Source organism: Mesorhizobium sp. WSM4822 (assembly GCF_055811155.1).
Map to the genome: position 1 here is coordinate 113,284 of NZ_JBVVQM010000008.1, position 23,759 is coordinate 137,042.

Consider the following 23,759-nt stretch of genomic DNA (forward strand, 5'->3'; position numbering starts at 1 on the left):
TTTGTGGCGTGTTTTTTTTTGTTTTCTTCGGCTTTTTTTCTGCCCTGTGGCGGGGGGCTTTGTTCGCCCCCCCCCCCCCCCCCAGCCCCCCGCGCGCCCCCCCCCCCCCCCCCCCCCTTCTGTTGACGTCACGTCAGCCTTTGTTTCGATGCAGGTCGTTTTTCCAAAACCGGAACCGCTTCGGGCGACATGCATCAGCTGTCGCGGAGCTTGACCAGATCGTTCAGCAGCCCGCCGGTTCCGTTGTGGACGGTCAGCCGCTCGACCTTGCCGGCGATGGTTTCCAGAGCCTCGAGCTCCTTCAACCGCAGCATCACCGGGTTTTCCGCCATCACCCTGGCCGTGTTGAGGAGGGAACGCGTCGCGTTCGTCTCCTCGCGGCGACGGATGATGTTGGCCTCGGCCTGCTTTTCGGCCGACACCACCTGGTTGAGGATCTCGCGCATCTCGCCCGGCAGGATGACATCCTTGAGCGCGATATCGCTGACCTCCACCCCGATCTCGGCCATATCGGCGCGGACCTTGCCAGCGGCCTCCTCGTCGATCGTCACCTTCTTTTCAAGGATCTGATCGAGTGTCAGCGCGCCAAGGGTCTTGCGGAAGGCGTACTGCAGGGCGCGGTAAAGGGCTTCGGAGAAGTCCTTCACCATGCTCACCGCCTTGACAGGATCGACGACCCGGTATTCGGCCGCGATGTTGACGCGGATCGTCACGCGATCCTTGGTCAGCACTTCCTGCCCGGCAACGTCGAGCGACTGGCGCTTGAGGTCGACGACCTTGATCTGCACCATGCGTCCGACGTTCCAGAAGCCATGCACGCCCGCCGTCAGCGTCCTGACCAGAACACCGTCGATGAACAGCAGTCCGGCCTGACCGTCGACGACCGGATGGACGGACATCAATTCCGCCTTCCGGGCCTGGCCGAGCCGGCGCATGACCGCCGCATCGATGGCGAGATCGACTGATGTGTCGATCAGCGTCACCTTCCACGGGCCGGCATCCGTCCACAGCACCAGCTTGCGGTCCGGCGCCAGCACGGCGTGCAGATTGCCGTCACGCTCGATGATGGCGACATCCGTGCGCCCGGTGCGAACGACGGTGAAATGACGCGCGGCTACATCCGGGAGCTTGTCGAACAACGCCTTCTCGTATGCCGAAACGAATTCCGGGTTCTTCAGATCGTGCCGGGACACTTCGAGGCTGCCGCGCCGGTTGGCGAGCCAGTGCTCGCCCGGCAGCAGGACAGTCTTGATTTCCCCCTTGTGGAGGGTGAGGGCACGTTCGTTTTCCTTTACGAGGACGCGCTCGCGCCCAAGAACCTTGTCGAGAATTGTCATTGTCTTACTCCTGTCGGGCATGGCCCCATGCGAGGCGTCAAGTCATGCGTCGATCGTTCCTTTCGTTTCTCGTTTCACGTCGTCTCTTGCGTCATAGCCCGGGCACGAATGATCCGGGGACTGGTGGCATCAATCCGTGGCGGGCCTTCGGGAGCGGATCGCGGGGCAGTGAAGCGGGCGCCGGAGGCCTTGGCCTCCCTTGCCGGCGACGCTGCGCCTTGATCGTCACCGCGGGCCTGGCCGCGAGCCGATGGCGAGAGACGCTTGGGATGATCCGCGCCCGAGGGCTTGGGCCATCCGTCCAGTCTTTCGCATTCCAGTCCCCGGACCGTTTTTCGGATGGCTTTTCAGGCCAATGGAGAAGGAATCGAACCTTCGACAGTCAGATTAACAATCTGATGCTCTAACCAAACTGAGCTATCCGTGGTGCAGATGAAGGGAATTGAACCCCCGACCTCCGGACCCAAATCCGGCGCTCTCCCGCTGAGCTACATCCGCGATCCCAATCCCCAAAGCAGCGCCGTATACAGGGCGGCAAAGCCGCCTGCACGGGCGGAGGCGAAAGCTCCAACCGTTTTGCTCACTTCGGTTCTCGTGACCGGGAGCGCGCCTATAGCCCCTGCGACGGGTTGTCGCAAGCGGCATTGTCGTGGCGGATTTGCGGCTTCTTGCGGCGGTGGCATTTAGGCAACACCGCTTTCGACGTCAGCGATCGCGCGCAGGGCGCTCAGAAGGTGACGCGGCCGAGCACGCGCAGGCCATCGCCCTGCGGCTCCACGACCACGGCCTCGCCTTCGCGCGGTGAGATGCCGGTCAGCGCCACGATGTCTTCCAGATGGGTAACCATGACCAGATTGTCGGAGCCGGAATAGGCGCGGATTTCTTTCAGGATCGCCGCGATCTGCGCGGCTTTCTGCGCCTCGTCGCCCTTCAGGAGATCGAGCGGAGCAAACAGCTCCGGCTCGGCCTCGAAGGCGATGCGGGCAGTGTCGAGGCAGCGGCAATAGCGGCTGGACAACACGCGCTCGATCGGTGCCGCACGGGCGGCAAACAGAGCGCCGATCTTGCTCGCCTGTTGCTTGCCACGCGCCGACAGGTTCATCTGGGTGGCACAACTGTCGATGTCGAAATTGGCCGGGTCGGTGGTGCCGGTGACCATGGCATGACGCAGCAGCACGACGTGTCCGCCATCGCGCAGCAGCGCCCAGCCTGCATCCGTGGCGTGGGCTACGCCGGGAATAAGAAACAGGAACAACGCCAAGGCAAATCGAATCATCCGCTATCCTTCTCCGGTTCCCGGCAATGGGTTCCGGTGACGGGACATATAGGGACGGTAAAGCCAGCCGAAAGACAAGGCGCGGTCGGCGGGATGCGTAGACCTACTTCTTCGCCATCTGCTTCTTCACCAGATCGATCTTCTGGTCGGTGAGCGGGATGGGGATCGTGTAGCCGGCTTCGGTAAAGCCCTGCTTGGCGTTCTCGAAGAATTCGATCGCCTTTTGATATTCGGCCTTGCCCCCGCCATAGCTGGCTCGGTTCCAGCTGACGTCACCGAGATTGTTCTGCGCGAAGGCCCATTGCATGGGCAGGCCTTCCCTCGAGAATACCTTCAGCGTCGCCGTGAAGGCGGCCTCGGCATCACCGAGATATTTGCCGGTGCGTTCGAGATTTCCGAGGTTGAGTAGGCTCATGCCGATGCCGTTCTGGGCGTTGGCCCAGTCGACCGGTGCCGCGTCGACGGTGAGTACTTCGAGGGCTGCCCGGCGGGCCGCTATGGACTCAAGCAGGGTCCTGGAGTCGGCATTGCTCATGCTCAGCCAGTGCAGCGTCGAGCCGAGGCCGGCCTGGGCCAGCGCCCATTGGCGGGGATTCGTCTCGCGCTTGTACTCGCGCAACGCATCGCGGTAGGCGGCAATGGCTTCACCATAATGTTCCGGCTTGTCGGTCACGCCGCCCAGAAGCTGCAGCGTGTTGCCGAGATTGTAGTGGCTCATTGCCCAATCGCGAGGGAATTTCCGTCTGACATAGACCTGCTGGGTCGCCCGGAAGGCGCTCGCCGACTGCTCCAGCTTGGCCGCGTCGCGGGCGCGCTGGCCAAGCGTCTGGTAGATCGAACCGAGATTGTTCTGCGCCGACGCCCAGTCCATCGGGAAACGCTGCCGGGTAAAGACCGTCAGTGCATCATCATAGGCGGCCGCGGCCTCTTCAAGCGCGCCGGTGCCCATATCGAAGCGGGCGACACCGCTCAGCGCATTGCCGAGGTTGAGCCTGCTGGTCGCCCATGAGACGGGGAACGTCTCACGGGTTCGCACCTCGAGCGCGGCACGGAACGCGTCGGCCGCTTCGTTTAGCTTCGCCTTGTCGTTGAACTGAATGCCGAGCGACACCAGGGTGTTGCCGAGATTGTTCTCGACCATCGCCCATTCCACCGGCGCCTTTTCGCGTGTGTATTCCTCAAGCGCCAGCCGGTAGGCCGCCTCGGCTTGCGTCAGATGTTCGCCGGCGGCCTCGCGCTCGGAAAGCGCATAGAGCGCCAGGCCGAGATTGTTCTGCGAAGCGGCCCAGTCGAGCGGCACTTTTTCGCGCGGGCGTTTCTGGAGCGTCGCGCGCATCGCCACCACCGCCTCGTTCAGGCGCTTCGGGTCGCTCTCGCGCTCGCCGATCTTCAACAGCACATTGGCCAGATTGTTCTGCGCTGCGGCCCAGTTGAGATCGTCCTTCTCGCGCTCGAACACGACAAGGGAATCGCGAAAGATCCGCGCTGCCTCTTCAAGGCGCGCGGTCTCCGTCTCGCGCTCGCCGATGGTCTGCAGCACCACCGCCATGTTGTTGCGGGTGATGGCCCAGTCGCGATTCTGTTCGCCATTGGGGATGAAGTTCAGGATGGTGCGATAGGCATCGATGGAGTGCTGCAGCGCATCGAGGTCGCCGGTGGCGTAGCCGTAGGCGTTCAGCGCCTCGGCTTCCTGGTTCTTGTAGTTCCAGCGCAGCTTGTCGTCCCATTTTTCGGCCAGCGAAAACGCCTTGGCGTAGTCGCCGGCGGCGGATTTGTAGTCGAACACCAGCCCCGAGGCATCGGCGCGCCTGGCATAGATCGCGGCATCGGCAAGACGCTTCTGCTTGACGAGATCCTCGGCTTGATCGACCGCATCGTTGGTCTGCTCGACCCGGCCGACCGCATCGTCGAGGAATTTGCGCGCCGTCACGATGGCGCCCTGGCCGATCGCCTTGTCGGCGGAAGCGACAAGCCGTTTGATCTCCGGGTCGTCGGTGCGCAGTGCTGCACGCTCGGACATCATCTTCCTCAGGCGCTCGGCCTGGGCGTCGAGCACCTTTTGCAGGTCGGTCGGGTCTTCGGGGATCTTTTCCGTGCCGAGCGCCTTCAGCACGCCATAAAGCGCGTCGAGCGGCACGCCTTCCTGCAGCGAGGCCAGTTCCACCTGTGCCCGTTTGGGGTCGGGCAGGTCGGAAATCGTCAGCAGGAGCTGGCGCCTCTCGCCTGTGATCAGCCCGTCGTCGCCGGTCAGCTCCGCCGGTGCGACGCCGAAATAGAGCAGCCGGCGCAGGCTTTCATTGACCCAAGGGCGCTGCCTTGCCTTGGTGTCGAGATAGACCTCCTCCGTCACCATGCGCATGACCGAGCCGAACTCGGTGCCCTTCATCGCTGCGAGGTGGCGCAGCAAAGCGGATGCGTAAGGGCTGTTTTCACCGGCGGCGCCATCGAGTGCCGGACGCCCCGGTTCGGCGGCAAAGCCGACCACCGTGCCCAGGCTCGCGTCGGCCTCCGGCGCATTGCCCAGCGCCTTGGCGCCGCGCACAGGTTCCAGCCCGCCGGCACCGATGGGCGAGGCGGAAGCGGTCGGTGAGCGCCGTACCACTGCGTCGGCGGGGAATGGATTGGTGCGGCAGGCGTCGAGCAGCATGATCGTCACCGGCACTGTCTTTTTCAATGCCTCCATGAGGGCAGATATCGGCACAAGGCTGGTGCGGGCATCCTTCAGAGACGAGACGTCGGCATCGACCGGAACCAGATAGTTTTCGCCGCCGGCCTCGATGCCATGACCGGAGTAGTAGATGAAGGCGACATCGGCGCCGTCGGCATCTTCGGTGAACCGCTCCAGGTCGCGCTTCAGCTTGGTGGCGTCGCGGTCGGTGACGCTGCGGGCGTCGAAGCCAAGGTCGGTCAGCATCTTGGCCATGTCGCGGGCGTCGTTGGCGGGGTTGGGCAGGGCGGCGATGTGCAGGTAATTCGACTGGCCGATGATCAGCGCCACGCCCTTAAGGCTTTTCGTCTCGGCAACTGCAAGCGCGGTCGCGGCAAGGCAAAGCAGTGCGGCGACGATAGCCGTCAGCCATGCCCGCCGCAAACGACTAAGGTTCGAGAGTCCGACAAAAGCCATTTGTCGTTCGTGTCCGCCCTGATGATCCAAACCCTCTATAACGCTGCCAGCCGACGATGATCAAATTCAGGCGCGATTGCGTCGCGGTCGTGGCTCGCCTATCACGGGAAATTCGCCCGTCACGGTAAAAATGTCTCCGCTCACCGAAACCGTCCTTTTCGTCTTCAGCCTTGTCGCGCTCGGCTATCTCGCCGGGTTTACCGGCTATTTGAAGCCAGCGAGCGGCGAGGGGATAGCCGATTTCGCGATCAGCGTGGCGATGCCGCTGCTGTTGTTCCAGACCATGGTGAATGCCGATTTCCACGGCGTGGCGCCCTGGTCGCTGTGGGGCGCCTATTTCGCGGCCGTGGCGATCACCTGGGCCGCCGGCCATCTCGTCACCACGCGGGTGTTCGGGCGCGACGCACGCGCCGGCGTTGTCGGCGGCGTATCGTCGGCCTACTCCAACGTTGTCCTGCTCGGTGCTCCCTTTATTCTCGGCATATTCGGCCCGAGCGGCTTTGAAGTGCTGTCGCTGCTGGTCTCCGTGCATCTGCCGATCATGATGATGGCTTCCATCGTGCTCTTCGAGATGTTTGGCCGGAGCGGTAGCGAGCACGTGCATCCCCTGCGTGTCGTCAGAAGCTTTCTGAAACGGCTGTTTCTCAATCCGCTGATCATCGGCATTCTGGCCGGGCTTGCCTGGCGCATGACCGGGGCGCCATTGCCCGACCTTGCAATGCGTCTGGTCGATGCGCTGGCCGACACGGCAGGACCGGTGGCGCTGTTTGCCATGGGTCTCAGCCTGCGCCGCTTCGGCATATCAGGCAATGTCCGCCCGGCGCTGGCGCTTTCAGCGTTGAAGCTGTTCCTGATGCCGGCACTGGTTCTCGCCTTCGTGTGGCTGCTTGCGTTGCCGCCGTTGACGGCCAAGGTGGCGGTGGTGGTTGCGGCGCTGCCATCCGGCATCAATTCTTATCTCATCGCCGTTCAGTTCAACACCGGCCAGGCGCTGGCGTCGAACCAGATGACCATCGCAACGGCCTGTGCAGCCATCACCACGGCTTTCTGGCTGACTGTCGTCTTGCACGTTTTCGGGTAAGGCATCGGGGTAAGCACGTCGCCTGCTCTCGTCTCGCTGTGGCCCAAGCCCTATATGCCATCTTGCGATTGCTTGCGGGCCTTGCCCTCGGTAAAGAGCAGTGGCTCCGGCGTGCCGGCTTCAGTCCATGGCGCACGCTCACCGAAGATTTCACAGACCGGCCCGTCAGGGCGCTGAACGGAGGATAGACCATGCTTCAGAAAACCAGCCATTTCATGCGGCAGGCCAATCTCATCAACGGCGAGTGGGTGCAGGCCGACAGCGGCCAGACAGTCGACGTCAACAATCCGGCCACCGGTCTCAAGATCGGCACCGTGCCGAAGTCGGGCAAGGCCGAGACGCGCCGTGCCATCGAGGCCGCCGCCGCCGCCTTCAAATCGTGGCGCAAGACCACCGCGCTCGAGCGCTCGAAGCTGCTGCGCAAGCTGCATGACGCGATGATGGACAATCAGGACGTGCTGGCCGAACTGCTGACCATCGAGCAGGGCAAGTCGCTGTTCGAATCGAAGGGAGAGATTGGCTCCGCCGCGGCCTACATATTGTGGTTCGCCGAGGAAGGCCGTCGCACCTATGGCGATGTCGTGCCCTCACCATGGGCGGACCGCCGCATCCTGGTGACCAAGGAGCCGGTCGGCGTCATTGCCGCCATCACGCCATGGAATTTCCCGTCCTCGATGCTGGCTCGCAAACTCGGCCCGGCGCTCGCCGCCGGCTGCACCGCGGTGGTCAAGCCGGCGTCGCAGACGCCATATTCGGGCCTCGCTTGGGGTGCGCTCGCCGAGGAAGTCGGCTTCCCCAAGGGCGTCGTCAACATCCTGACCGGTTCGGCCAGCGAGATCGGCGACGAGATTTGCGCCAATCCGCTGGTGTCGAAGATCACATTCACCGGATCGACCGAGGTCGGCAAGCTTCTCATCCAGAAGTCGTCGGTCACCGTCAAGAAGGTATCGATGGAGCTCGGCGGCAACGCGCCGTTCATCGTTTTCGACGACGCCGACCTCGAGCGTGCAGTCGCCGGTGCGATCACCGCCAAGTACCGCAATTCCGGCCAGACCTGCGTCTGCACCAACCGCTTCCTTGTCCAGGCTGGTGTCTATGACAAGTTCGTCGAGAAGCTCGCTGCCGCCAGCAACGGGCTGAAGGTCGGCTCCGGCCTCGAGGACGGCGTGCAGCAGGGGCCGCTGATCGACGAGAAGGCGGTGGAAAAGGTCGAGGAACTGATCGCCGACGCCACATCCAAGGGCGGCAAGATCGTCGCCGGCGGCAAGCGCCATGCGCTCGGCGGTTCGTTCTTCCAGCCGACCGTCATTGCCAATGCGACGCCCAAGATGCGCTTCATGAAGGAAGAGATCTTTGGCCCGGTCGCACCGGTGTTCAAGTTCGAGACCGAAGAGGAAGCCGTCGCCCTCGCCAACGACACCGAATTCGGCCTCGCCTGCTACTTCTACACGGGCGATCTCGGCCGCGCCTTCCGTGTGATGGAAGGGCTGAAATACGGCATGGTCGGCGTCAATGAAGGCCTCATCACCACGCCGGAAGCGCCGTTCGGCGGCGTCAAGGAATCCGGCCTCGGCAAGGAAGGCGGACATCAGGGCATCGAGGATTACCTCGACACCAAATATGTCTGCATCGGCGGCCTCGGCCTCTGATAGGCTATCCCTGAGATGAGCAGGCCGATAGCCTGCCCATCTCTCGTGGGAAAACCAGCCGAAGTCTTCTGGATCAACTGGCATTTACGAGCATGGCGATGAAGGACGGCGAGGTTTTCGGCACGACGCAGGCTGGCGAGCAGGTGCGTCGCTTCACGATCAGGGGCGGCGGCATCACAGCCAACATCATCGGTCTGGGCGCGATCATCCAGGATCTGCGCCTGACCGGGCACGATGCTCCGCTGGTGCTCGGCTATGACAGCCTGGAAGGCTACGAGACGGATACGGCGTTCTTCGGTGCTGTCGTTGGCCGCTACGCCAACCGCATCCGCGACGGCCGCTTCACCATTGGCGGCAGCCGCTACCAGACCGAGCAAAACTTCCTCGACAAGCATACGCTGCATGGCGGCTCGCAAGGCTATTCCCACCGGCCGTGGACGGTTTCCTTGCATGGCAGGGATTTCGTCACGCTGACCCTGCACGATCCCGACGGCGCGATGGGTTTTCCCGGCGCGCTTGATGTCACCTGCACCTACCGGTTGAAGATCCCCGGCACGCTTAGCGTCGAGCTGACAGCCACCTGTGAGGAGCCGACGCTGTGCAATCTCACCCAGCATTCCTACTTCAACCTGGACGATGGCGGCGCCGGAGACATTCTCGACCACAGGATGATGTTGAATGCCGGCGCCTATCTGCCGGTCGATGGCGACATGATCCCGACCGGGGTGGTCAAGCCGGTTGACGGCACGCCGTTCGATTTCCGCCAGGCGCGGCCGTTGCGCATGGAGACCGAGGGCGAACAGCTGCCCTACGACCAGAATTTCTGCCTCGCTTCGACACGCGGGCCGCTCAAACAGGCGGCGTGGACGCAAGGCGCCAGTTCCGGTGTCGAGATGGAGGTCTGGACCACTGAGCCCGGCGTCCAGCTCTATACCGGCCAGTATGTGACGCCGCGCACCGGGCTGGAAGGGCGGAACTACAAGGCCTTTTGCGGTTTCTGCCTCGAGCCGCAGATTTGGCCGGATGCGCCGAACCGGCCCTATTTCCCGCAGGCGACGCTGTGGCCGGGCGCGATCTACCACCACGTCACGGAATACAGATTCCGGTTACCTTAGCCTTCGAACGCCGCCCGCAGCGTCTCGAACGGCGCCAGTGCGCCACGTACCTGCACCACGGCGGCGGCGACACGATGGGCACGGCGTGCGGCTTCCAGCGGGTCGTGACCGGCAAGTCGAGCCGCAAGATAGCCGCCGTTGAAGGAATCGCCGGCGCCCGTCGTATCGGCGGGAGCCGCGACATGGATCGCCGGCACGTCGCGCAGCGTTCCTCCTTTGGCGATCAGCGCCGGCGCTTCGCCATTCTTGACGACGACCTCGCCAACCAATTTCCCGATCCGTTTAGCGGTCGCTTGCGGCGTTGCATCCTCAAACAGCATCTGCTCGTCGGGAAAGGTTGGTAATGCGATATCAGTGACAGCAAGGGCTTCGACGATCGCTGCCTGCGCCTCCTCGCGCTCACGCCAGAGCCGCGGCCGGTAGTTGGGGTCGAAGGCGATAAGGGAACCAGCCGAACGCGCCTTGGCGACGGCGGCCAGCAACGCAGCGCGCGCGGCTTTGTCCAGAATTGCCAAAGTGATTCCGGAAAAATAGACAAGTTCCTGATTTTCCAGGTTTTTCGATAATGCGGCCGGGTCCGAGGCAAGCTGCCGCGCGGCGGCGTCGCCACGCCAATAGGTGAAGGAGCGTTCGGCTCCCGTCAGCGTGATGGCATAGAGGCCGGGCCGCGCGCCCGCTATGAGCGGGCTGGAGCCGATGCCAATGCCGTTTTCAGCGAAGAAATCGATCTGGCCTTGCGAGAACGGATCGTCGCCGAACGCCGAGACATAGGTTGCCGGCCGCTCAGCGCTCAGTGCATGCAGCGCCCACAGCGTGTTGAACGTGTCGCCGGCAAAACCCATGCGCCAGTTCGGTCCCGTCTGGCCCGACAGTTCGAGCATGCATTCGCCGATCGAGGCGACGCCGTTTCCCGCCATCTACAATCCTCCAGTGATCCCGGTGCTGTAGCTTTTTGCCACCGGCAGCGCCATGCTTGGCAAGCAGGGTTTTTTCCGTCACAGCGTTTTCCCACAGGCTGGCGGGATGCGATCCGTCCGGCAGAGCGTTGTCTGCGGAAGAGGAACCGGTTTGGCATCGATATGGCGTTATCTTCTGGCGGGTCTTGGTCTGGCTGCCTTGCTGGTCGGCATTCTCGCGGTCGTCTTCCTGACGGCGCCGCGGTCGTCGCTGCCTGCCGGCCCGGATGTCTCGCGGACGAAGAACACCGCCAACGCGCTGTTCGTGGCCAGCTTCGCGCCGGAGCGGGGTGTCGTACGGCAGGGCGAACTGCAATCCTGGCTGCTGACCTTGAAGACAAAGGCAGGAGTTCCGGTGGAAGGTGCCGCGATCGCGATTTCGGGCGGCATGCCACTGCACAGTCACGGCCTGCCGACCAGCCCGCAGGCGACCGACTATCTCGGCGACGGGCGTTATCGAATCGAAGGAGTGAAATTCACCATGAGCGGCTGGTGGCAGTTGCATTTCGCCATCTCGGCCACCGCCGGCTCCGACACGGTGCTCTTCAACGTGGTGCTGTGAGCAGGACATGAGGCGGCTTTCGCGTTTTCTGGCGCTGATGCTGGCCGTTGTCCTTGCCGGTTGCACGAAGCCGGATTTTTCCGACGCCGAGAAGACAACCATCGCCTCGCTGGCGCTGTCGTCCCTGCCGGCGCTCAAGCCCGACACCACCAATCGTTTTGCCGACGTGCCGGCGGCTGCCGCACTCGGCTCGACGCTGTTCTTCGATCAGGGCATGAGCGGTGACGGGTCGGTATCCTGTTCGACATGCCACAAGATCGACCGTCAGTTCCAGGACGACCTGCCGCAGGCGGTCGGGGTCGGCCGCACCAACCGGCGCACCATGCCACTGGCCGGCGTGGCGCGCGATCCCTGGTTCTTCTGGGATGGCCGCCGCGACAGCCTGTGGGCGCAAGCGCTGACGCCGCTCGAAAACCCGCTGGAGCAGGCGGGAAACCGCACCGCCTACGCGCATTACATCAAGGCGCGCTTCGGCGAACGCTATGAGCGCATCTTCGGGCCGCTGCCTGATTTTTCCGGCATGCCGTTGGATGCCAGCCCGCTTGGAAACGATGTCGAGAGGGCGGCCTGGAATGCGATGAGCGGCCCGCAGCGTGACGCCATCAACGGCGTCTTTGCCAATCTAGGCAAGGCAATTGCCGCCTTCGAACGCTCGATCGCGCCGGCGCCAACGCGCTTCGACCGCTTTGCGCTGGACCTCGCCACCGGTGCCGAGCCGAAGGGCGATGCTGTCTTTTCCAAACAAGAAATCCTTGGGCTTAAACTGTTCATCGGCAAGGCCAATTGCGTGACCTGTCACAACGGCTCGCGCTTCACCGACAACAGCTTCCACAACACCGGCGTGCCATCCGTTGCGGGCCTGCCGCCGGATCGCGGCCGTATCGAGGCCGTGCACCAAGTCGAGGCGGACCCGTTCAACTGCTTCGGCGCTTATCGCGATGGCGACGCCAGCGCCTGCGGCGAGTTGCGCTTCATGGTCAAGGATGCGCCCGAACTCGTTCGCGCCTACAAGACGCCATCGCTGCGCGGAGCGGCAACGCGGCCGCCCTATATGCATGCCGGGCAGTTTTCGTCGCTCGACGAGGTGGTGGCGCACTACGCCAAGGCTGCCCCCAGCGTCGAAGGGGTATCAGAGGTTCACCCGCTGGAGTTGTCGGATCGCGAGCGCGGAGCGCTGGTGGCGTTCCTGAAGACGCTGGCGGAGTGAGGTTGCCGGCGATAGGAATAGTTGAGCGAAGCGAGGCGAGTTGGTGCTGAAGCGAGCAAAGGAGGTTCTATGAGCCGGAGTATGATTCCCGTCGAGGAACCCGCCAAGGAATGGTTCAAGGATTCAAAATTCGCTGCCCAATATGAGGCATTGGAAGAGGAATTCGCAATCGCAGAGGCTTCGATCAAGGCTCGGTGCGAGAAACAGGAAGCCAAAGTCGTGGGGCGACCGCTGAGCGCCTAATTCCTTAAGCACGGACCGCATGCTTTGGCGATTGGCGCAAACATCCATCGCTTCGTCATCCTGGGGCGTAGCAAGGAGCGAAGCGACGCGGCGCAGACCCCAGGATCCATGCCGGGACTCGGAAGCGCTGCTGCGGTGCGGAATTCTGCTCCGCTGCATTCTTCGGCCGAGGTCGCGGCATGGATCCCAGGGTCTCCGCGACGGAGCTTCGCTCCTGCTTCGCCCTAGGATGACGAAGTTGGGGAGGCTTCAGCCATCCCTACGCTCTACCGATCCTTGACCGTCTCCATTGCCACGAAGGTCGAGGTCTGGGCGACATGGGGCAGGGCCGAGATGCGCTCGCCCAGGACGCGGCGATAGGCGGCGATATCCCGGGTGCGCACCTTCAGCAAATAGTCGAAGCTCGACGCCATCATGTGGCACTGCTCGATCTCCGGCACGGCCTGTACGGATCGGTTGAAGGCATCGAGCGCGGCGGATCGGGTGTCGGACAATTTCACCTGGACGAAAGCGACATGGCCTTCGCCCATGCGCTCGCGGTCGATGATCGCCTGGTAGCCTCTGATATAGCCGTCCTTTTCCAGCCGCTTCACCCGCGCCTGCACCGGCGTCTTCGACAGGCCGACCTTTGTCGCGAGTTCCGACATGGAAAGCCGGCCATCGCTTGCCAGCGCCGACAGGATATTCCTGTCGATGCGGTCCAATTGGTCTTCTATCATCGAAAATGCAGTCCATATGTCAGTTTTGAGCCGTTATGATAGATCGAATGACCTGCAATGTCGATTTCTTCGGACCGACTGAAAATTCGTACCTGTGCTAGCTTGCGCCATTCGGTCCGGTGACCGCCGGCCCGATCTCCTTTGCTCGATCCATGGGACCGCCATGCCAGCGCTCGATGCCATCCGCCAGCAGGTTCGCGCCAACTACCTGCCCGACGAAGACGAGGCCGTGAAGCGGCTTGCCGACGCTACGGCGCTCTCCGGGAAAGACCGCAAGGCGATCTCGGCACGGGCCGCCGATCTGGTGCGGGCGGTGCGCGGCTCGTCGGATCCTCGGCTGATGGAAGTCTTCCTCTCTGCCTATGGTCTCTCCACCAAGGAAGGCGTGGCGCTGATGTGCCTGGCCGAGGCGCTCTTGCGTGTGCCTGACACCGAAACGATGGACGACCTCATCGCCGACAAGATCGCGCCGCACGACTGGTCGGCGCATTCGGGCGGTTCAAGCTCCATCTTCGTCAATGCCTCGACCTGGGCGCTGATGCTGACCGGCCGCGTCCTCGATGAGGGCGAGGGCGGCATCGAGGGCACGCTGCGTTCTATGGTGCGGCGGCTCGGCGAGCCGGTCATCCGCAAGGCGGTGGCCGCCGCCATGCGTGAAATGGGCGAGCAGTTCGTGCTCGGCCGCACCATCACGGAAGCCGTCAAGCGCGGCCGGCCGATGACGCAGAAGGGCTACCTCTACTCCTTCGACATGCTGGGCGAGGCAGCCCGCACCGAGGCCGACGCCTTGCGCTATCATAAGGCCTATGCCGACGCGATTTCGTCGCTCGATTCCGGCTCCAACGGTCCTGACATCAGGCAGAACCACGGCATCTCGGTCAAGCTTTCGGCGCTGCATCCGCGCTACGAGGTGGCGCAGAAGGACGAGATGCTGCCTGTGATGGCAGACCGGCTCTTGTCGCTGGCGCTGGCCGCGCGCCATTCGCGCATGGGCCTCAACATCGATGCCGAGGAGGCCGACCGCCTCGATCTGTCGCTCGACGTCATCGAGCGGGTGCTGGCCGAGCCGGAGCTCGCCGGTTGGAACGGCTTTGGCGTGGTGGTGCAAGCGTATGGGCCACGCGCGGCCTTCGCCATCGATTGGCTCTATGCGCTGGCCAGGAAATACGACCGCAACATCATGGTGCGGCTGGTCAAGGGTGCCTATTGGGACACCGAGATCAAGCGCGCGCAGACGCTCGGACTGTCAGGCTATCCCGTCTTCACCCGCAAGACCAACACCGACGTTTCCTACATGGCTTGCGCGAAAAAGCTGCTATCGATGACCGACCGCATCTATCCGCAATTCGCCACCCACAATGCCCACACCGTCGCTGCCATCTTGGCGATGGCGGACAATCGCGATTCTTTCGAGTTCCAGCGCCTGCACGGCATGGGCGAGGCGCTGCACGAGACGGTGCGCCGGTCCGAAGGCACGCGCTGCCGCATCTATGCACCGGTCGGTGCGCATTCCGATCTGCTGGCCTATCTGGTCCGCCGGTTGCTGGAGAACGGCGCCAATTCCTCCTTCGTACACCAACTGACCGACGAGGACGTCGAGCCGGAGGACATTGCGCGCGATCCGCTCGAAACGGTCGAGAGCCAGGGTCCGGCCGCCAATCCGGCGATTGCCCGGCCTTCCCAAATTTTTGGGGCCGGGCGTCGCAATTCGAAAGGATTCGACATCACCGACACGGTGACGCTGGCGGCGATCGACACGGCCAGGGCGGCCTTCGCTGGGCCGGATCGTTGGCATGCCAAGCCGATCACCCGTGCCGCCGGCTACGGCAAGCAGCGTCCGATCGTCAACCCGGCAAAGCCTTCCGAAGTGGTCGGCACGGTCAGCGAAGCCGCCGCAAAGCAAGTCGCGACCGCCGTGCGCTTTGCCGTGGAAGCGCAACCGGCCTGGGCAAAACGTCCCGTTGCCGAGCGCGCTGCCATCCTCAATCGTGCCGCCGATCTCTATGAGGCGAATGCGGTCGAGTTCTTTGCACTCGCCACCCGCGAGGCCGGCAAATCGCTGGCCGACGGCGTCGCCGAAGTGCGCGAGGCCGTCGACTTCCTGCGTTACTACGCCACCGAGGCGGCCAATGCGGAGGCGGGCACGCAAGCGCGCGGCGCCATCGTCTGCATTTCGCCGTGGAATTTCCCGCTCGCCATCTTCACCGGCCAGATCGCGGCCGCGCTCGTCACCGGCAATTCGGTTATCGCCAAGCCAGCCGAACAGACGCCGCTGATCGCCTTCCGGGCTGTCGAGTTGCTGCGCGAGGCTGGCGTGCCGGAAGACGTCATCCAGCTTCTGCCCGGCGACGGCCCGTCGGTCGGTGGCCCGCTGACCGCTGACCCGCGCATTGCCGGCGTTTGCTTCACCGGCTCGACCGAGGTTGCCAAGCTGATCGAGAAGCAGCTGGCCGAGACGGCCGAGCCCGACGCCATGCTGATCGCCGAGACCGGCGGCCTTAACGCGATGATCGTCGATTCCACCGCGCTGCCCGAACAGGCGGTGCGCGACATCCTGGCCTCGGCCTTCCAGAGTGCCGGCCAGCGCTGCTCGGCGCTGCGCGTGCTCTATGTGCAGAAGGACGTCGAGAAGAAGATGCTGGAGATGCTGAAGGGCGCCATGGAGGCGCTCAATGTCGGCGATCCCTGGCGGATTTCGACCGATGTCGGCCCGGTCATCGACGACGAGGCACAGAACTCGATCCGCGAGTACTGCACGAAAATGGGCCTGCAGGGCCGGCTGATCGCCAAGCTAGAGGCACCCAAGGAGGGCCGCTTCGTCGCGCCGCACGTCTTCCGCGTCAAGGGTATCGAGGACATGGAGCGCGAGGTGTTCGGGCCGGTGCTGCATGTCGCCAGTTTCGACGCCGACGAGATCGACTCGGTCATCGCCGCCATCAACCGCAAGGGCTACGGCCTGACCTTCGGGCTGCACACCCGGATCGAGGGCCGCGTCCAGCATTTCGTCGACGGCATCCATGCCGGCAACATCTATGTCAACCGCAACCAGATCGGCGCCGTCGTCGGTTCGCAGCCGTTTGGCGGCGAGGGGCTTTCAGGCACCGGCCCGAAGGCCGGCGGCCCGCACTATCTCAGGCGCTTCCGCAAGGGGCCGGAGGCCGGCACGCATTTGCAGGATGGCCATAAGGTCACGGCGACCGAACTTGCCGACAATCTGCCGGATCCCGCACTTGGCGGCTGGTCGACGCGGCCCGACCGGATCGCCATTCTGAGGAAGCATCTGCGCGGCAAGGGTGCTGCGGCCATTGGTGCGGCCGCCGGCATCGATTTCGGCCAGGTCGACCTGCCTGGGCCGACCGGCGAGGCCAACACGCTGTCGCTGTCGCCACGCGGACGGGTGCTGTGCCTTGGTCCTGACGGCGATACGCTGCTGGCGCAGACGATCCAGGCGCTCGCCGCCGGCAATGCCGTGCTGGCCGTTGCGCCAGGTGCACCGGCAGCCCTTTCCGCGTTGACCGGCAAGGGCCTGCCGCTGGCCGCCATCGACGGCCGGCCGGATCCGGTCGAGGCGCGCGCGCTACGCGTCGACGTCGTCGCTTTTTCAGGCACGTCCGAGGCCGCGCGCATCGTGCGCAAGGTCATCGCCGACCGCTCCGGCCCGATCGTGCCGCTGGTCACGGAGGTGCTCAACCCGGCGGCTTATGCGCATGAACGGGCGGTCTGCGTCGACACCACCGCCGCGGGCGGCAATGCGAGCTTGCTGGCCGGGGCCTGACCCCCGGTCAACTTTTGTTTTTATGCATGTCGTTGTCCCAAAAATCGGGACCACTTTTGGCCGACATGCATTACGCGCCTTCGACGACCGAAAAACCCTCGAACTGGGGGTGGCCGAGATAGTGGACCTTTGTCGTGCCGACATTCCTGTGGGCGGCGCGGAAATTCTCGGACTTGGTCCAGGCGATAAAATCATCGTGGCTGGCCCACACCGTGTGCGACGCGAAAAGCGTGTAGCCTTCGGTCTCGTTGACCGGGCCACGCAGCAGATGGAATTCCCTAAACCCCTTCATCTCAGCAAGGCTGGAATCGCGGTTCTTCCAGACGGCTTCGAAGTCGTTCTCCGAGCCGGTCTGCACCTTGAAGCGGTTCATTGCGATGTACATGGCGGTTCCTTTCGTGCGGATGTTGATGATTGGCGGCTGCAGCGTTTGTTCTGCGCACATTCAAAATGGGCCGATTTCGGTCTCGAACTCCAGATTTGCGCTTGCTGCCTGTGGTGGAATCGGAGGGAAGGGGGCTGCCTTGCGGACAATGCCAAGCGCTGCCTGATCGAAAGCCGCCGATCCTGAGGTTTCCAGAATGCGCAACTCGTTTATGTTGCCCTTCCTGCCTATGACGAATGTGACAACCGCATTGTTGCGTGCCGCCAGCTGTAGGGAAGGCGGGAGGGTGCGATTGACGCTGCCGAGCTTTCTAAAAACATCGCCGCGGTAGTTGTCTTCCGCGGCCGTGCCTGCCTCTTTTTGCCTTTTGCCCTTGCTGGCTGCTTGCGCCGACCGGTCCTCGCCATCCGCCGTGCCGCGCTTCTCATCCGCCGTCTTTGAAGGGACAGCTGCCGGAGTTGGCCTGGCTCTAGGGATCGGAGGCTGCTCCGGAACGGCGACAGGCGCTTCCGTGCTCTCGGCCTGAACGGTCGGCTGCGCCGGCGTTTCGGCCTTGGGAGCCACGCTCTGGTCATCGGGGCGAGGGGCGCCGGCCGCCAATATGTCGGGCGTCACCGTCTGCTGTTTGACAGGTTCCGGCAAAGGCTTGAGCGGCTTTGCTGCGTCCTTCGCGGGTTGCGAAGGCTCCGTTGGCGGCATTGGCTTGGGCGGCGTTGCTGGCTGTGGCCTGGCCGGCTGCGGGTTCGGCACCAGTGCAACGTTTATTGCCGGCGCTTCCTTATCTAGCGCGCTGCCGGCCACATTGGTGCCCGACTGTTCACTACCTTCCGGCTGCTCGGCGTCCTGGAAACTGGAAATCCCCGTAGGGGAGATCAGAAAGGCCGCCGCCACCGCGACATGGAGCAGGCAGGAGACGACGATCGCCGCCGTCCATTTGCGGCTCCAGGCCGATGGCCGCGGCAGCGCGAGCGGCTCGCTTGGCTCTATGGTCAGCTCGGCGCCGGCCTCGGGGAGGGGATTGATGTCCTGCATGTCTCGCCGCGAGACCTGCAGCGACAAGAGCAGAGTTGTCAAATCAAGATCGTTCGCCGGCAGTCTGCTATCGCCGGCCAGAGGCTGCACTACGGTGTTTCGCGGGAATGCATGATGCAGCCCCACCTCAGACTCCGAAAGCGATCCCGGTCTTGGTGTCCGTCTTCAGCTTTCGCATGCAGGCGTTCGGTTCGACGCCGGTACCGGTGCATTCGGTCGCGCTGTTGATCAGCACGCGGCTGACTTTCGAGCACTCGGCGCCGGCCAGATCGAAACGCGTCACCTTGGTCTTGCCTGCCGGCAATTCCTTGAAGTCGAGCACGGTCAGCCGGTCGACGACGCCGGCCTCGTTGAACAGGGCGATCTCGAACGCCGCCTTGGACAGGTCGGCGCCGAGATTGTTGTTGACCACGAACGTCAGGCGGCAACCCTTGTCGGAAGGTTGCGCACCGTTGAGTTCAAGGGTCAGCGCAGGGACCGGCGCGGACTCTTGTGCCCATGCCGGAACCATCGCAAGCGACATCGCCAGCATCGAGGTCAGCAGACGAAGGGATGTCATCAAGCTCGTCATGGTCATCAGCCTCCAAATCGCATCGTCGCCGCCAGCTTCAGGGTGACGCCGGGCTCGTAGGCCGCGAAAACCGGCTGCGGCGGCTGGCCGGCCGTGGTCAGGTTGAGCGGGTTGGCGTATTTTACATCGAACAGATTGTCGGCGCGGAAATCAATCTTCAAATTGTCCGTCGCCTGGTAGCTGGCAAAAGCATTGACCAGCGTGTAGTCCTCGGCGATCGGATTGCCCTTGGGCTTGCCATTGTATTGCACTTCGCCGCCCACGGTTAGCTTGTCCTCGAGGAAGCGCAAGCCGAGCTGCGCGGTGACCTGGGATGAGGGGATGGTCAGCAGGTCGGCCCGAACGTCCTTGTAGGAAATGGTATGACCATTGGTGATTGAGGCCGAGAGCCCGGCATAGCCCCATCCGGCATCATAGACGCCCTCAAGTTCGAAGCCGTCGATCTTGGCCTTGGCAAAATTCTGGTACTGGAAGCATATCGGGATACCGGGTCCGCTCGGGCAGCCGGCTGTCGGGTCAAACCGCGACAGGGTAACGCCATCGATGTAGTCTTCGACATCGTTGTTGAAATAGGCTGCCTTGATGCGCAGCGCATCGCCGGCTTCGAGGATGTCATCCTGCTTGTAGTTGACGCCGAATTCGACGGTCTTTCCGGTTTCCGGCCGCAGATTGGGATTGGGCAGGAACGGGAAGGTGACACCTGCCGGATGGCGACCGCTGATCAGTGTTTCCGACAGGGAGGGTGACCGGTATCCTTCCGCATAGGTGCCGTAGAATTGCAGGCCGGCAAGGCTGGCGCTGTCGAAAGGCGAGACGCCGACGGTGATGCGCGGCGACAACCGGTCCCCCGACGTTTCGTGGGTGTCATCCTTGAGGCTGTAATTGTCGTAACGCAGCCCGGCGATGACTTCGAGCCACTCCCAGGTGAGCTTGTCCTGGACATAGGCGCCGGAGACGTTCCGCTTGCCGGAAGGCGTATAGAAGCTGTCGCCACCGGCCGTGCCGCCGGTCTCGACTTTATCGCCGGCCCAGTCGCCGCCATAGGTCAGTTCGTGCGCGATTCCCGCAGTCTCGAATCTGGACGTGTTCCAAATGTCGATGCTGGTCGTGCCGATGTCGAATGTCGATGTCGAGCCAGCCGGCAAAACAACTGGAAGGCCGGTGCTCGGGTCAAACCGGTTGAGAGGCACGAGGCTGGTCAGATCGAGATTGGTCTTGTTGTAGGAGGTGTTGATATGGAGATCGAGCCAGCTCTTGTCCTCATCCGTAATGTTGTAGCGGGCGGTGAAGGTGTTCGACTTCAGGTCGACGTCATTGACCGGCACGCCGCCGCTGATCTCGTTCCAGCCGTCGCTTGAGCCGACCCAGCCGAGCTTCAGCTCACTGTTGTCGGTCGGCCGGATGGTGGTCTTGAGCAGGCCGCTAAGCACATCGAAGCCGGTGCCCTTGACGGTGTCGCCACCGCCATCCTTGTAGTCGTCATAGTTGCGGTAGACGATGTTGCCGAGCACATCCCAGTTCTCGTTGAGGCGGTAGGCACCGGATGCGCTTGTTGTCCAGCCCTTGCCGTTGCTCTCATAGCGTCCCGTGACGGAGCCGGCCCATGTTTCTTCCGGCTTAAGGAAATCCCCGGCGTCCTTGGTGTCGAAGAAGACGACGCCGCCGATGGCGCCTGAGCCATAGGTGTTGGCGACAGGACCACGGATAACATCCACGGATTTGACGAGTTCGGGGTCGATGTAGAAGGTCGACTGCGTGCCGTGGTCGGAACGCTGGAAGTTCTGACGGGCGCCGTCGACGATGACCGCGACGCGACCAAAATCCTGCAAGCCTCGGATGTTGATACTGGTGCTGACGCGTCTGGCGTCGGCCTGCGCCGCGACACCGGGCACGCCAAGCAGCATCTCATTCGGCGTCGTCGCCATGCGGCGGTCGAGCTGTTCCTGGCCGACATGGCTGGTCGATGCCAGCGATTCGATCGCCGTCTCGCCGGTGCGGCTGATGACGAGGATCTTGTCGAGCAGCGTTGCTCCCGCTGGTGCGGCGTTTTCTTCTTCAGCCTTCTTCGTTTGCTCTGTCGGCTGCGCCGCTTGCTGGGCGTTAGCCAATTGCGCCGACAAGGCGATAGCCGCCACGCTTGCCAACAATGCCGCCGCGCCGTTCGCCGCCGACCGGCCACGCCATTCCCAAGTCACCAACCCCATGCCCCAACTCCAAAGTCCAGGTTTCATGCTGGCTGGCCCGGGGCTGGCTGGCATTTTTGATCGTCTCCGGCGTCTTAAATGTTGACTCATTTAATCCGGTATTGCACTGACTAATAAACATGATTATTCAAGTCAAGAAATGAATCGGATTACGCAACGCCTAGCCAGACGCCCGGCACAGGAAAGGGATCGACAGAGATGAACACCCACAATCCCAACGATTTTCGCTATCGCGTCCGCCGTTCCGACGATGCCTCGGCCCCCACCCGTTTCGACCGGGTTCCGCTGGCGGTGCGAACCCTGTCCAGCAACACTCTGTTCCAGGGCGAGCACGAGATCGGCATTGAGCATCACGGTGCGCTCTACCGGCTGAAGATCACCCGTCAGGGCAAGCTCATTCTCAACAAGTAAGGCTAGAGCGGTTCACCGTTTCACGGAAACGCCGAACCGCTCTAGCTCTTTGTTTTAACGCAATTCCGGACGGAAAACCCTTTCACACTTTTCCCGGAATTGCTCTAGGCAGCAGGGACGAAACATGGACCAGCGCGTAAAACCCGCCCCGCATGAAATCCGGCGGGCACGGACAGACAATCCGAAGACGCGCGAGCGTGATCTGGCTGCCCAGCTCGGCATTTCGGAAGCCGAACTGGTCGCCGCGCACTGCGGCGACGGTGTCGTGCGCGTCGAGCCGCGCGTCAACGATCTTCTGACCGGCCTCGAGGCCGTCGGCGAGGTCATGGCGCTGACCCGCAATGAGAGCGCGGTGCACGAAAAGATCGGCGTCTATGACAAGGTCGTCACCGGCAACCACAATGCCATGGTGCTTGGCGAAAACATCGACCTGCGCATCTTCCCGAAGGTCTGGGCACACGGCTTTGCCGTCGAGAAGCGAGACGGCGACGAAATCCGCCGCAGCCTGCAGTTTTTCGATGCGGCGGGCGAGGCCGTGCACAAGGTGCATTTGCGTCCGGCCTCCAGCCTCTATGCCTATCAGAAGCTGGTTGCCGCGCTCGAATCGTCCAATCAGGAGCCGACCGTCGACATTTCGGGACCACTCCCCGATGACGAGAGCCATGGCGACGAAGCGGCCGCCAATCTCGACGATCTGCGCGACCGCTGGAGCCGGCTGACCGATGTGCACCAGTTCTTCGGCATGCTGAAGACTCTGAAGCTCAGCCGCCGGCAGGCGGTGCGCCTGGTCGGGCAAGACTATGCCTGGCAGCTCGACAATGATGCCGTCCGTGCCATGTTTCATCACGCTGCGGAGGGCGAGATGCCGATCATGTGCTTTGTGGGAAACCGCGGCTGCATCCAGATCCATTCCGGTCCGATCAAGTCGATCAAGCCGATGGGGCCATGGATCAACGTGCTGGACGAAACCTTCCACCTGCATTTGCGGACCGACCACATCCAGGAGGTCTGGGCGGTGCGCAAGCCGACCAAGGACGGTCATGTCACCTCGCTCGAGGTCTATGATTCCGGCGGCAAGATGTTCATCCAGTTCTTCGGCAAGCGCCATGAAGGCGAAAGCGAGCGGGACGACTGGCGCTTCCTGGCGGAAAACCTGCCGCGCATCCCAAGCCCGACCGCAGCCTGAGGAAAATGCGATGCGTTTTTTCCCAAGATTGTCGACCGTGCGCGGATCTATTTTCGGGCCGGTGATCGGTCTCTCCATGGCTGTTATCGCACTGCAATCCGCCAGCGCCATGGAAGGCACGGCCGTGTTTGCCGATCCTTCGAAAATCGTGGCCGTTGGCGGCTCGATCACCGAGATCGTCTATGCGCTCGGCGAGGAAAAGCATCTGGTGGCTCGCGATTCCACCAGCCGGTACCCAAAGGCGGCGCTTGATCTGCCCGATGTCGGTTACATGCGTGCGCTGTCACCGGAAGGCGTGCTCTCGGTCAACCCGACCGGCATCCTGGCGTTGCATGGCAGCGGTCCCAAGGAAGCCGTCGACGTCTTGAAGAAGACGAGCGTCCCGTTCATCGAAGTGCCCGAGCACTATAGCCACGAAGGCATCCTCGAAAAGGTCCGTATCGTCGGCAAGGCGCTCGGCGTCGACGCCAAGGCCGAGGTGCTGGCCAGGGAACTCGATGCCAAGCTCACGGCAGCCGAGAAGCAGACGACGTCGATCAAGGAACGCAAGCGCATCCTGTTCGTGCTGTCGATACAGGGCGGCAAGATCCTGGCGGCCGGCAGCGAGACCGCGGCCGACGGTATGGTCAAGCTGGCTGGCGGCGTCAACGCGGTCGAGGGCTTTTCCGGCTACAAGCAAATGTCCGACGAGGCGATTATAACCGCCAGACCGGACGTGATCCTGATGATGAGCAATGCCGGGCCTCCGGTGTCGGACGACGAACTGTTCGGCAATCCGTCGATCGCCTCCACGCCGGCCGGAACGGCGCGCAAGCTGATCCGCGTCGACGGCGCCTATCTGCTCGGCTTCGGTCCACGCACGGCCGATGCCATCCACGACCTCGCTGTCTCGCTTTATGGCGGGCAGGTCACGGACTGAACGGGCG

The 23,759-nt window shown here is 63.2% G+C and carries 19 protein-coding genes and 2 tRNA genes; 10 read left to right on the forward strand and 11 right to left on the reverse strand.

Annotated elements, in window-relative coordinates; genetic code table 11:
* Nucleotides 1-194 precede the first annotated feature (194 nt).
* The 5 genes from AC0L3E_RS19450 to AC0L3E_RS19470 all read right to left on the reverse strand — a co-directional run bounded on the left by AC0L3E_RS19450 (nt 195) and on the right by AC0L3E_RS19470 (nt 5,737).
* Nucleotides 195-1,337 (reverse strand): slipin family protein, encoded by a 1,143-nt coding sequence (locus AC0L3E_RS19450; protein WP_023812260.1) that lies wholly within the window; start codon nt 1,335-1,337, stop codon nt 195-197.
* A gap of 352 nt (nt 1,338-1,689) precedes the next feature.
* Nucleotides 1,690-1,759: transfer RNA gene (locus AC0L3E_RS19455), tRNA-Asn, on the reverse strand.
* 2 nt (nt 1,760-1,761) lie between these two features.
* A tRNA-OTHER gene (locus AC0L3E_RS19460) sits at nt 1,762-1,835 on the reverse strand.
* A 229-nt stretch (nt 1,836-2,064) separates the two neighbouring features.
* Nucleotides 2,065-2,613 carry a histidine phosphatase family protein gene (locus tag AC0L3E_RS19465; RefSeq protein WP_127267431.1) on the reverse strand — a complete coding sequence of 183 codons (549 nt, stop codon included), beginning with the start codon at nt 2,611-2,613 and terminating at the stop codon, nt 2,065-2,067.
* Nucleotides 2,614-2,716: 103 nt separating this feature from the next.
* Nucleotides 2,717-5,737: a caspase family protein gene (locus tag AC0L3E_RS19470; RefSeq protein ID WP_473605393.1), complete on the reverse strand. Its 3,021-nt coding sequence runs from the start codon at nt 5,735-5,737 to the stop codon at nt 2,717-2,719.
* Between the two features lie 130 nt (nt 5,738-5,867).
* On the opposite strand from AC0L3E_RS19470, the gene AC0L3E_RS19475 reads away from it, so the two are divergent.
* From AC0L3E_RS19475 to AC0L3E_RS19485, 3 genes are all read left to right on the forward strand, one after another.
* Nucleotides 5,868-6,818: an AEC family transporter gene (locus AC0L3E_RS19475; RefSeq protein WP_256747605.1), complete on the forward strand. Its 951-nt coding sequence runs from the start codon at nt 5,868-5,870 to the stop codon at nt 6,816-6,818.
* A gap of 191 nt (nt 6,819-7,009) precedes the next feature.
* The gene (locus AC0L3E_RS19480) at nt 7,010-8,467 is read left to right on the forward strand and encodes an NAD-dependent succinate-semialdehyde dehydrogenase (RefSeq protein WP_109668700.1); all 1,458 of its coding nucleotides are present in this window, start codon (nt 7,010-7,012) and stop codon (nt 8,465-8,467) included.
* A gap of 92 nt (nt 8,468-8,559) precedes the next feature.
* Nucleotides 8,560-9,582, forward strand: coding sequence for an aldose epimerase family protein (locus AC0L3E_RS19485; RefSeq protein ID WP_127267427.1), 1,023 nt, complete (start codon nt 8,560-8,562; stop codon nt 9,580-9,582).
* On the opposite strand, the gene AC0L3E_RS19490 is transcribed toward AC0L3E_RS19485, so the two are convergent.
* Complete coding sequence (locus tag AC0L3E_RS19490; protein WP_292336557.1) at nt 9,579-10,499, reverse strand: sugar kinase; 921 nt, start codon at nt 10,497-10,499, stop codon at nt 9,579-9,581. The two genes, AC0L3E_RS19485 and AC0L3E_RS19490, sit on opposite strands and share 4 nt — an antisense overlap.
* Nucleotides 10,500-10,650: 151 nt before the next feature.
* Here AC0L3E_RS19490 and AC0L3E_RS19495 point away from each other — a divergent pair, with 151 nt between their 5' ends.
* The 3 genes from AC0L3E_RS19495 to AC0L3E_RS19505 all read left to right on the forward strand — a co-directional run bounded on the left by AC0L3E_RS19495 (nt 10,651) and on the right by AC0L3E_RS19505 (nt 12,550).
* Nucleotides 10,651-11,100, forward strand: coding sequence for a FixH family protein (locus AC0L3E_RS19495; protein ID WP_027039042.1), 450 nt, complete (start codon nt 10,651-10,653; stop codon nt 11,098-11,100).
* A gap of 7 nt (nt 11,101-11,107) precedes the next feature.
* Entirely contained in the window at nt 11,108-12,307 is a 1,200-nt protein-coding gene (locus AC0L3E_RS19500) for a cytochrome-c peroxidase (protein WP_473605394.1), read from the forward strand.
* Between the two features lie 69 nt (nt 12,308-12,376).
* Nucleotides 12,377-12,550, forward strand: coding sequence for a hypothetical protein (locus tag AC0L3E_RS19505; protein ID WP_473605395.1), 174 nt, complete (start codon nt 12,377-12,379; stop codon nt 12,548-12,550).
* Nucleotides 12,551-12,816: 266 nt separating this feature from the next.
* Here the strand turns inward: AC0L3E_RS19505 and AC0L3E_RS19510 are convergent, their stop codons facing one another.
* Nucleotides 12,817-13,269, reverse strand: coding sequence for an Lrp/AsnC family transcriptional regulator (locus AC0L3E_RS19510; RefSeq protein WP_127399081.1), 453 nt, complete (start codon nt 13,267-13,269; stop codon nt 12,817-12,819).
* Between the two features lie 163 nt (nt 13,270-13,432).
* Here AC0L3E_RS19510 and putA point away from each other — a divergent pair, with 163 nt between their 5' ends.
* Nucleotides 13,433-17,044 (forward strand): bifunctional proline dehydrogenase/L-glutamate gamma-semialdehyde dehydrogenase PutA, encoded by a 3,612-nt coding sequence (gene putA / locus AC0L3E_RS19515; RefSeq protein WP_473605396.1) that lies wholly within the window; start codon nt 13,433-13,435, stop codon nt 17,042-17,044.
* A gap of 70 nt (nt 17,045-17,114) precedes the next feature.
* Here putA and hmuQ read toward each other — a convergent pair whose 3' ends face one another.
* The 4 genes from hmuQ to AC0L3E_RS19535 all read right to left on the reverse strand — a co-directional run bounded on the left by hmuQ (nt 17,115) and on the right by AC0L3E_RS19535 (nt 21,236).
* A complete protein-coding gene (hmuQ, locus tag AC0L3E_RS19520) occupies nt 17,115-17,429 on the reverse strand; it encodes a heme-degrading protein HmuQ (protein ID WP_027039045.1) in 315 nt (104 codons plus the stop codon).
* 60 nt (nt 17,430-17,489) lie between these two features.
* Nucleotides 17,490-18,503 carry an energy transducer TonB gene (locus AC0L3E_RS19525; RefSeq protein WP_473605397.1) on the reverse strand — a complete coding sequence of 338 codons (1,014 nt, stop codon included), beginning with the start codon at nt 18,501-18,503 and terminating at the stop codon, nt 17,490-17,492.
* An 85-nt stretch (nt 18,504-18,588) separates the two neighbouring features.
* A complete protein-coding gene (locus tag AC0L3E_RS19530; RefSeq protein WP_128307871.1) occupies nt 18,589-19,032 on the reverse strand; it encodes a hypothetical protein in 444 nt (147 codons plus the stop codon).
* 5 nt (nt 19,033-19,037) lie between these two features.
* The gene (locus AC0L3E_RS19535; protein WP_128307869.1) at nt 19,038-21,236 is read right to left on the reverse strand and encodes a TonB-dependent hemoglobin/transferrin/lactoferrin family receptor; all 2,199 of its coding nucleotides are present in this window, start codon (nt 21,234-21,236) and stop codon (nt 19,038-19,040) included.
* Between the two features lie 198 nt (nt 21,237-21,434).
* Here AC0L3E_RS19535 and hemP point away from each other — a divergent pair, with 198 nt between their 5' ends.
* From hemP to AC0L3E_RS19550, 3 genes are all read left to right on the forward strand, one after another.
* Nucleotides 21,435-21,647, forward strand: coding sequence for a hemin uptake protein HemP (hemP, locus tag AC0L3E_RS19540; RefSeq protein WP_127271521.1), 213 nt, complete (start codon nt 21,435-21,437; stop codon nt 21,645-21,647).
* A 124-nt stretch (nt 21,648-21,771) separates the two neighbouring features.
* On the forward strand, nt 21,772-22,833 hold the full coding sequence (locus AC0L3E_RS19545; RefSeq protein WP_473605398.1) for a hemin-degrading factor: 1,062 nt from the start codon (nt 21,772-21,774) through the stop codon (nt 22,831-22,833).
* 10 nt (nt 22,834-22,843) lie between these two features.
* Nucleotides 22,844-23,752, forward strand: a complete 909-nt coding sequence (locus AC0L3E_RS19550) for a heme/hemin ABC transporter substrate-binding protein (protein WP_352581637.1) — start codon at nt 22,844-22,846, stop codon at nt 23,750-23,752.
* Nucleotides 23,753-23,759: the final 7 nt, after the last annotated feature.

Bases quoted from the DNA above. Each gene is read 5' to 3' on its own strand.
- AC0L3E_RS19485 (WP_127267427.1), top strand. From the start codon at position 8,560: ATGGCGATGAAGGACGGCGAGGTTTTCGGCACGACGCAGGCTGGCGAG.
- AC0L3E_RS19500 (WP_473605394.1), top strand. From the start codon at position 11,108: ATGAGGCGGCTTTCGCGTTTTCTGGCGCTGATGCTGGCCGTTGTCCTT.
- AC0L3E_RS19480 (WP_109668700.1), top strand. From the start codon at position 7,010: ATGCTTCAGAAAACCAGCCATTTCATGCGGCAGGCCAATCTCATCAAC.
- AC0L3E_RS19550 (WP_352581637.1), top strand. From the start codon at position 22,844: ATGCGTTTTTTCCCAAGATTGTCGACCGTGCGCGGATCTATTTTCGGG.
- AC0L3E_RS19545 (WP_473605398.1), top strand. From the start codon at position 21,772: ATGGACCAGCGCGTAAAACCCGCCCCGCATGAAATCCGGCGGGCACGG.
- AC0L3E_RS19490 (WP_292336557.1), bottom strand. From the start codon at position 10,499: ATGGCGGGAAACGGCGTCGCCTCGATCGGCGAATGCATGCTCGAACTG.
- AC0L3E_RS19535 (WP_128307869.1), bottom strand. From the start codon at position 21,236: ATGGGGTTGGTGACTTGGGAATGGCGTGGCCGGTCGGCGGCGAACGGC.
- AC0L3E_RS19510 (WP_127399081.1), bottom strand. From the start codon at position 13,269: ATGATAGAAGACCAATTGGACCGCATCGACAGGAATATCCTGTCGGCG.
- AC0L3E_RS19470 (WP_473605393.1), bottom strand. From the start codon at position 5,737: ATGGCTTTTGTCGGACTCTCGAACCTTAGTCGTTTGCGGCGGGCATGG.
- AC0L3E_RS19465 (WP_127267431.1), bottom strand. From the start codon at position 2,613: ATGATTCGATTTGCCTTGGCGTTGTTCCTGTTTCTTATTCCCGGCGTA.
- hmuQ (WP_027039045.1), bottom strand. From the start codon at position 17,429: ATGTACATCGCAATGAACCGCTTCAAGGTGCAGACCGGCTCGGAGAAC.
- AC0L3E_RS19450 (WP_023812260.1), bottom strand. From the start codon at position 1,337: ATGACAATTCTCGACAAGGTTCTTGGGCGCGAGCGCGTCCTCGTAAAG.
- AC0L3E_RS19475 (WP_256747605.1), top strand. From the start codon at position 5,868: ATGTCTCCGCTCACCGAAACCGTCCTTTTCGTCTTCAGCCTTGTCGCG.
- AC0L3E_RS19530 (WP_128307871.1), bottom strand. From the start codon at position 19,032: ATGACGAGCTTGATGACATCCCTTCGTCTGCTGACCTCGATGCTGGCG.
- AC0L3E_RS19505 (WP_473605395.1), top strand. From the start codon at position 12,377: ATGAGCCGGAGTATGATTCCCGTCGAGGAACCCGCCAAGGAATGGTTC.
- hemP (WP_127271521.1), top strand. From the start codon at position 21,435: ATGAACACCCACAATCCCAACGATTTTCGCTATCGCGTCCGCCGTTCC.
- putA (WP_473605396.1), top strand. From the start codon at position 13,433: ATGCCAGCGCTCGATGCCATCCGCCAGCAGGTTCGCGCCAACTACCTG.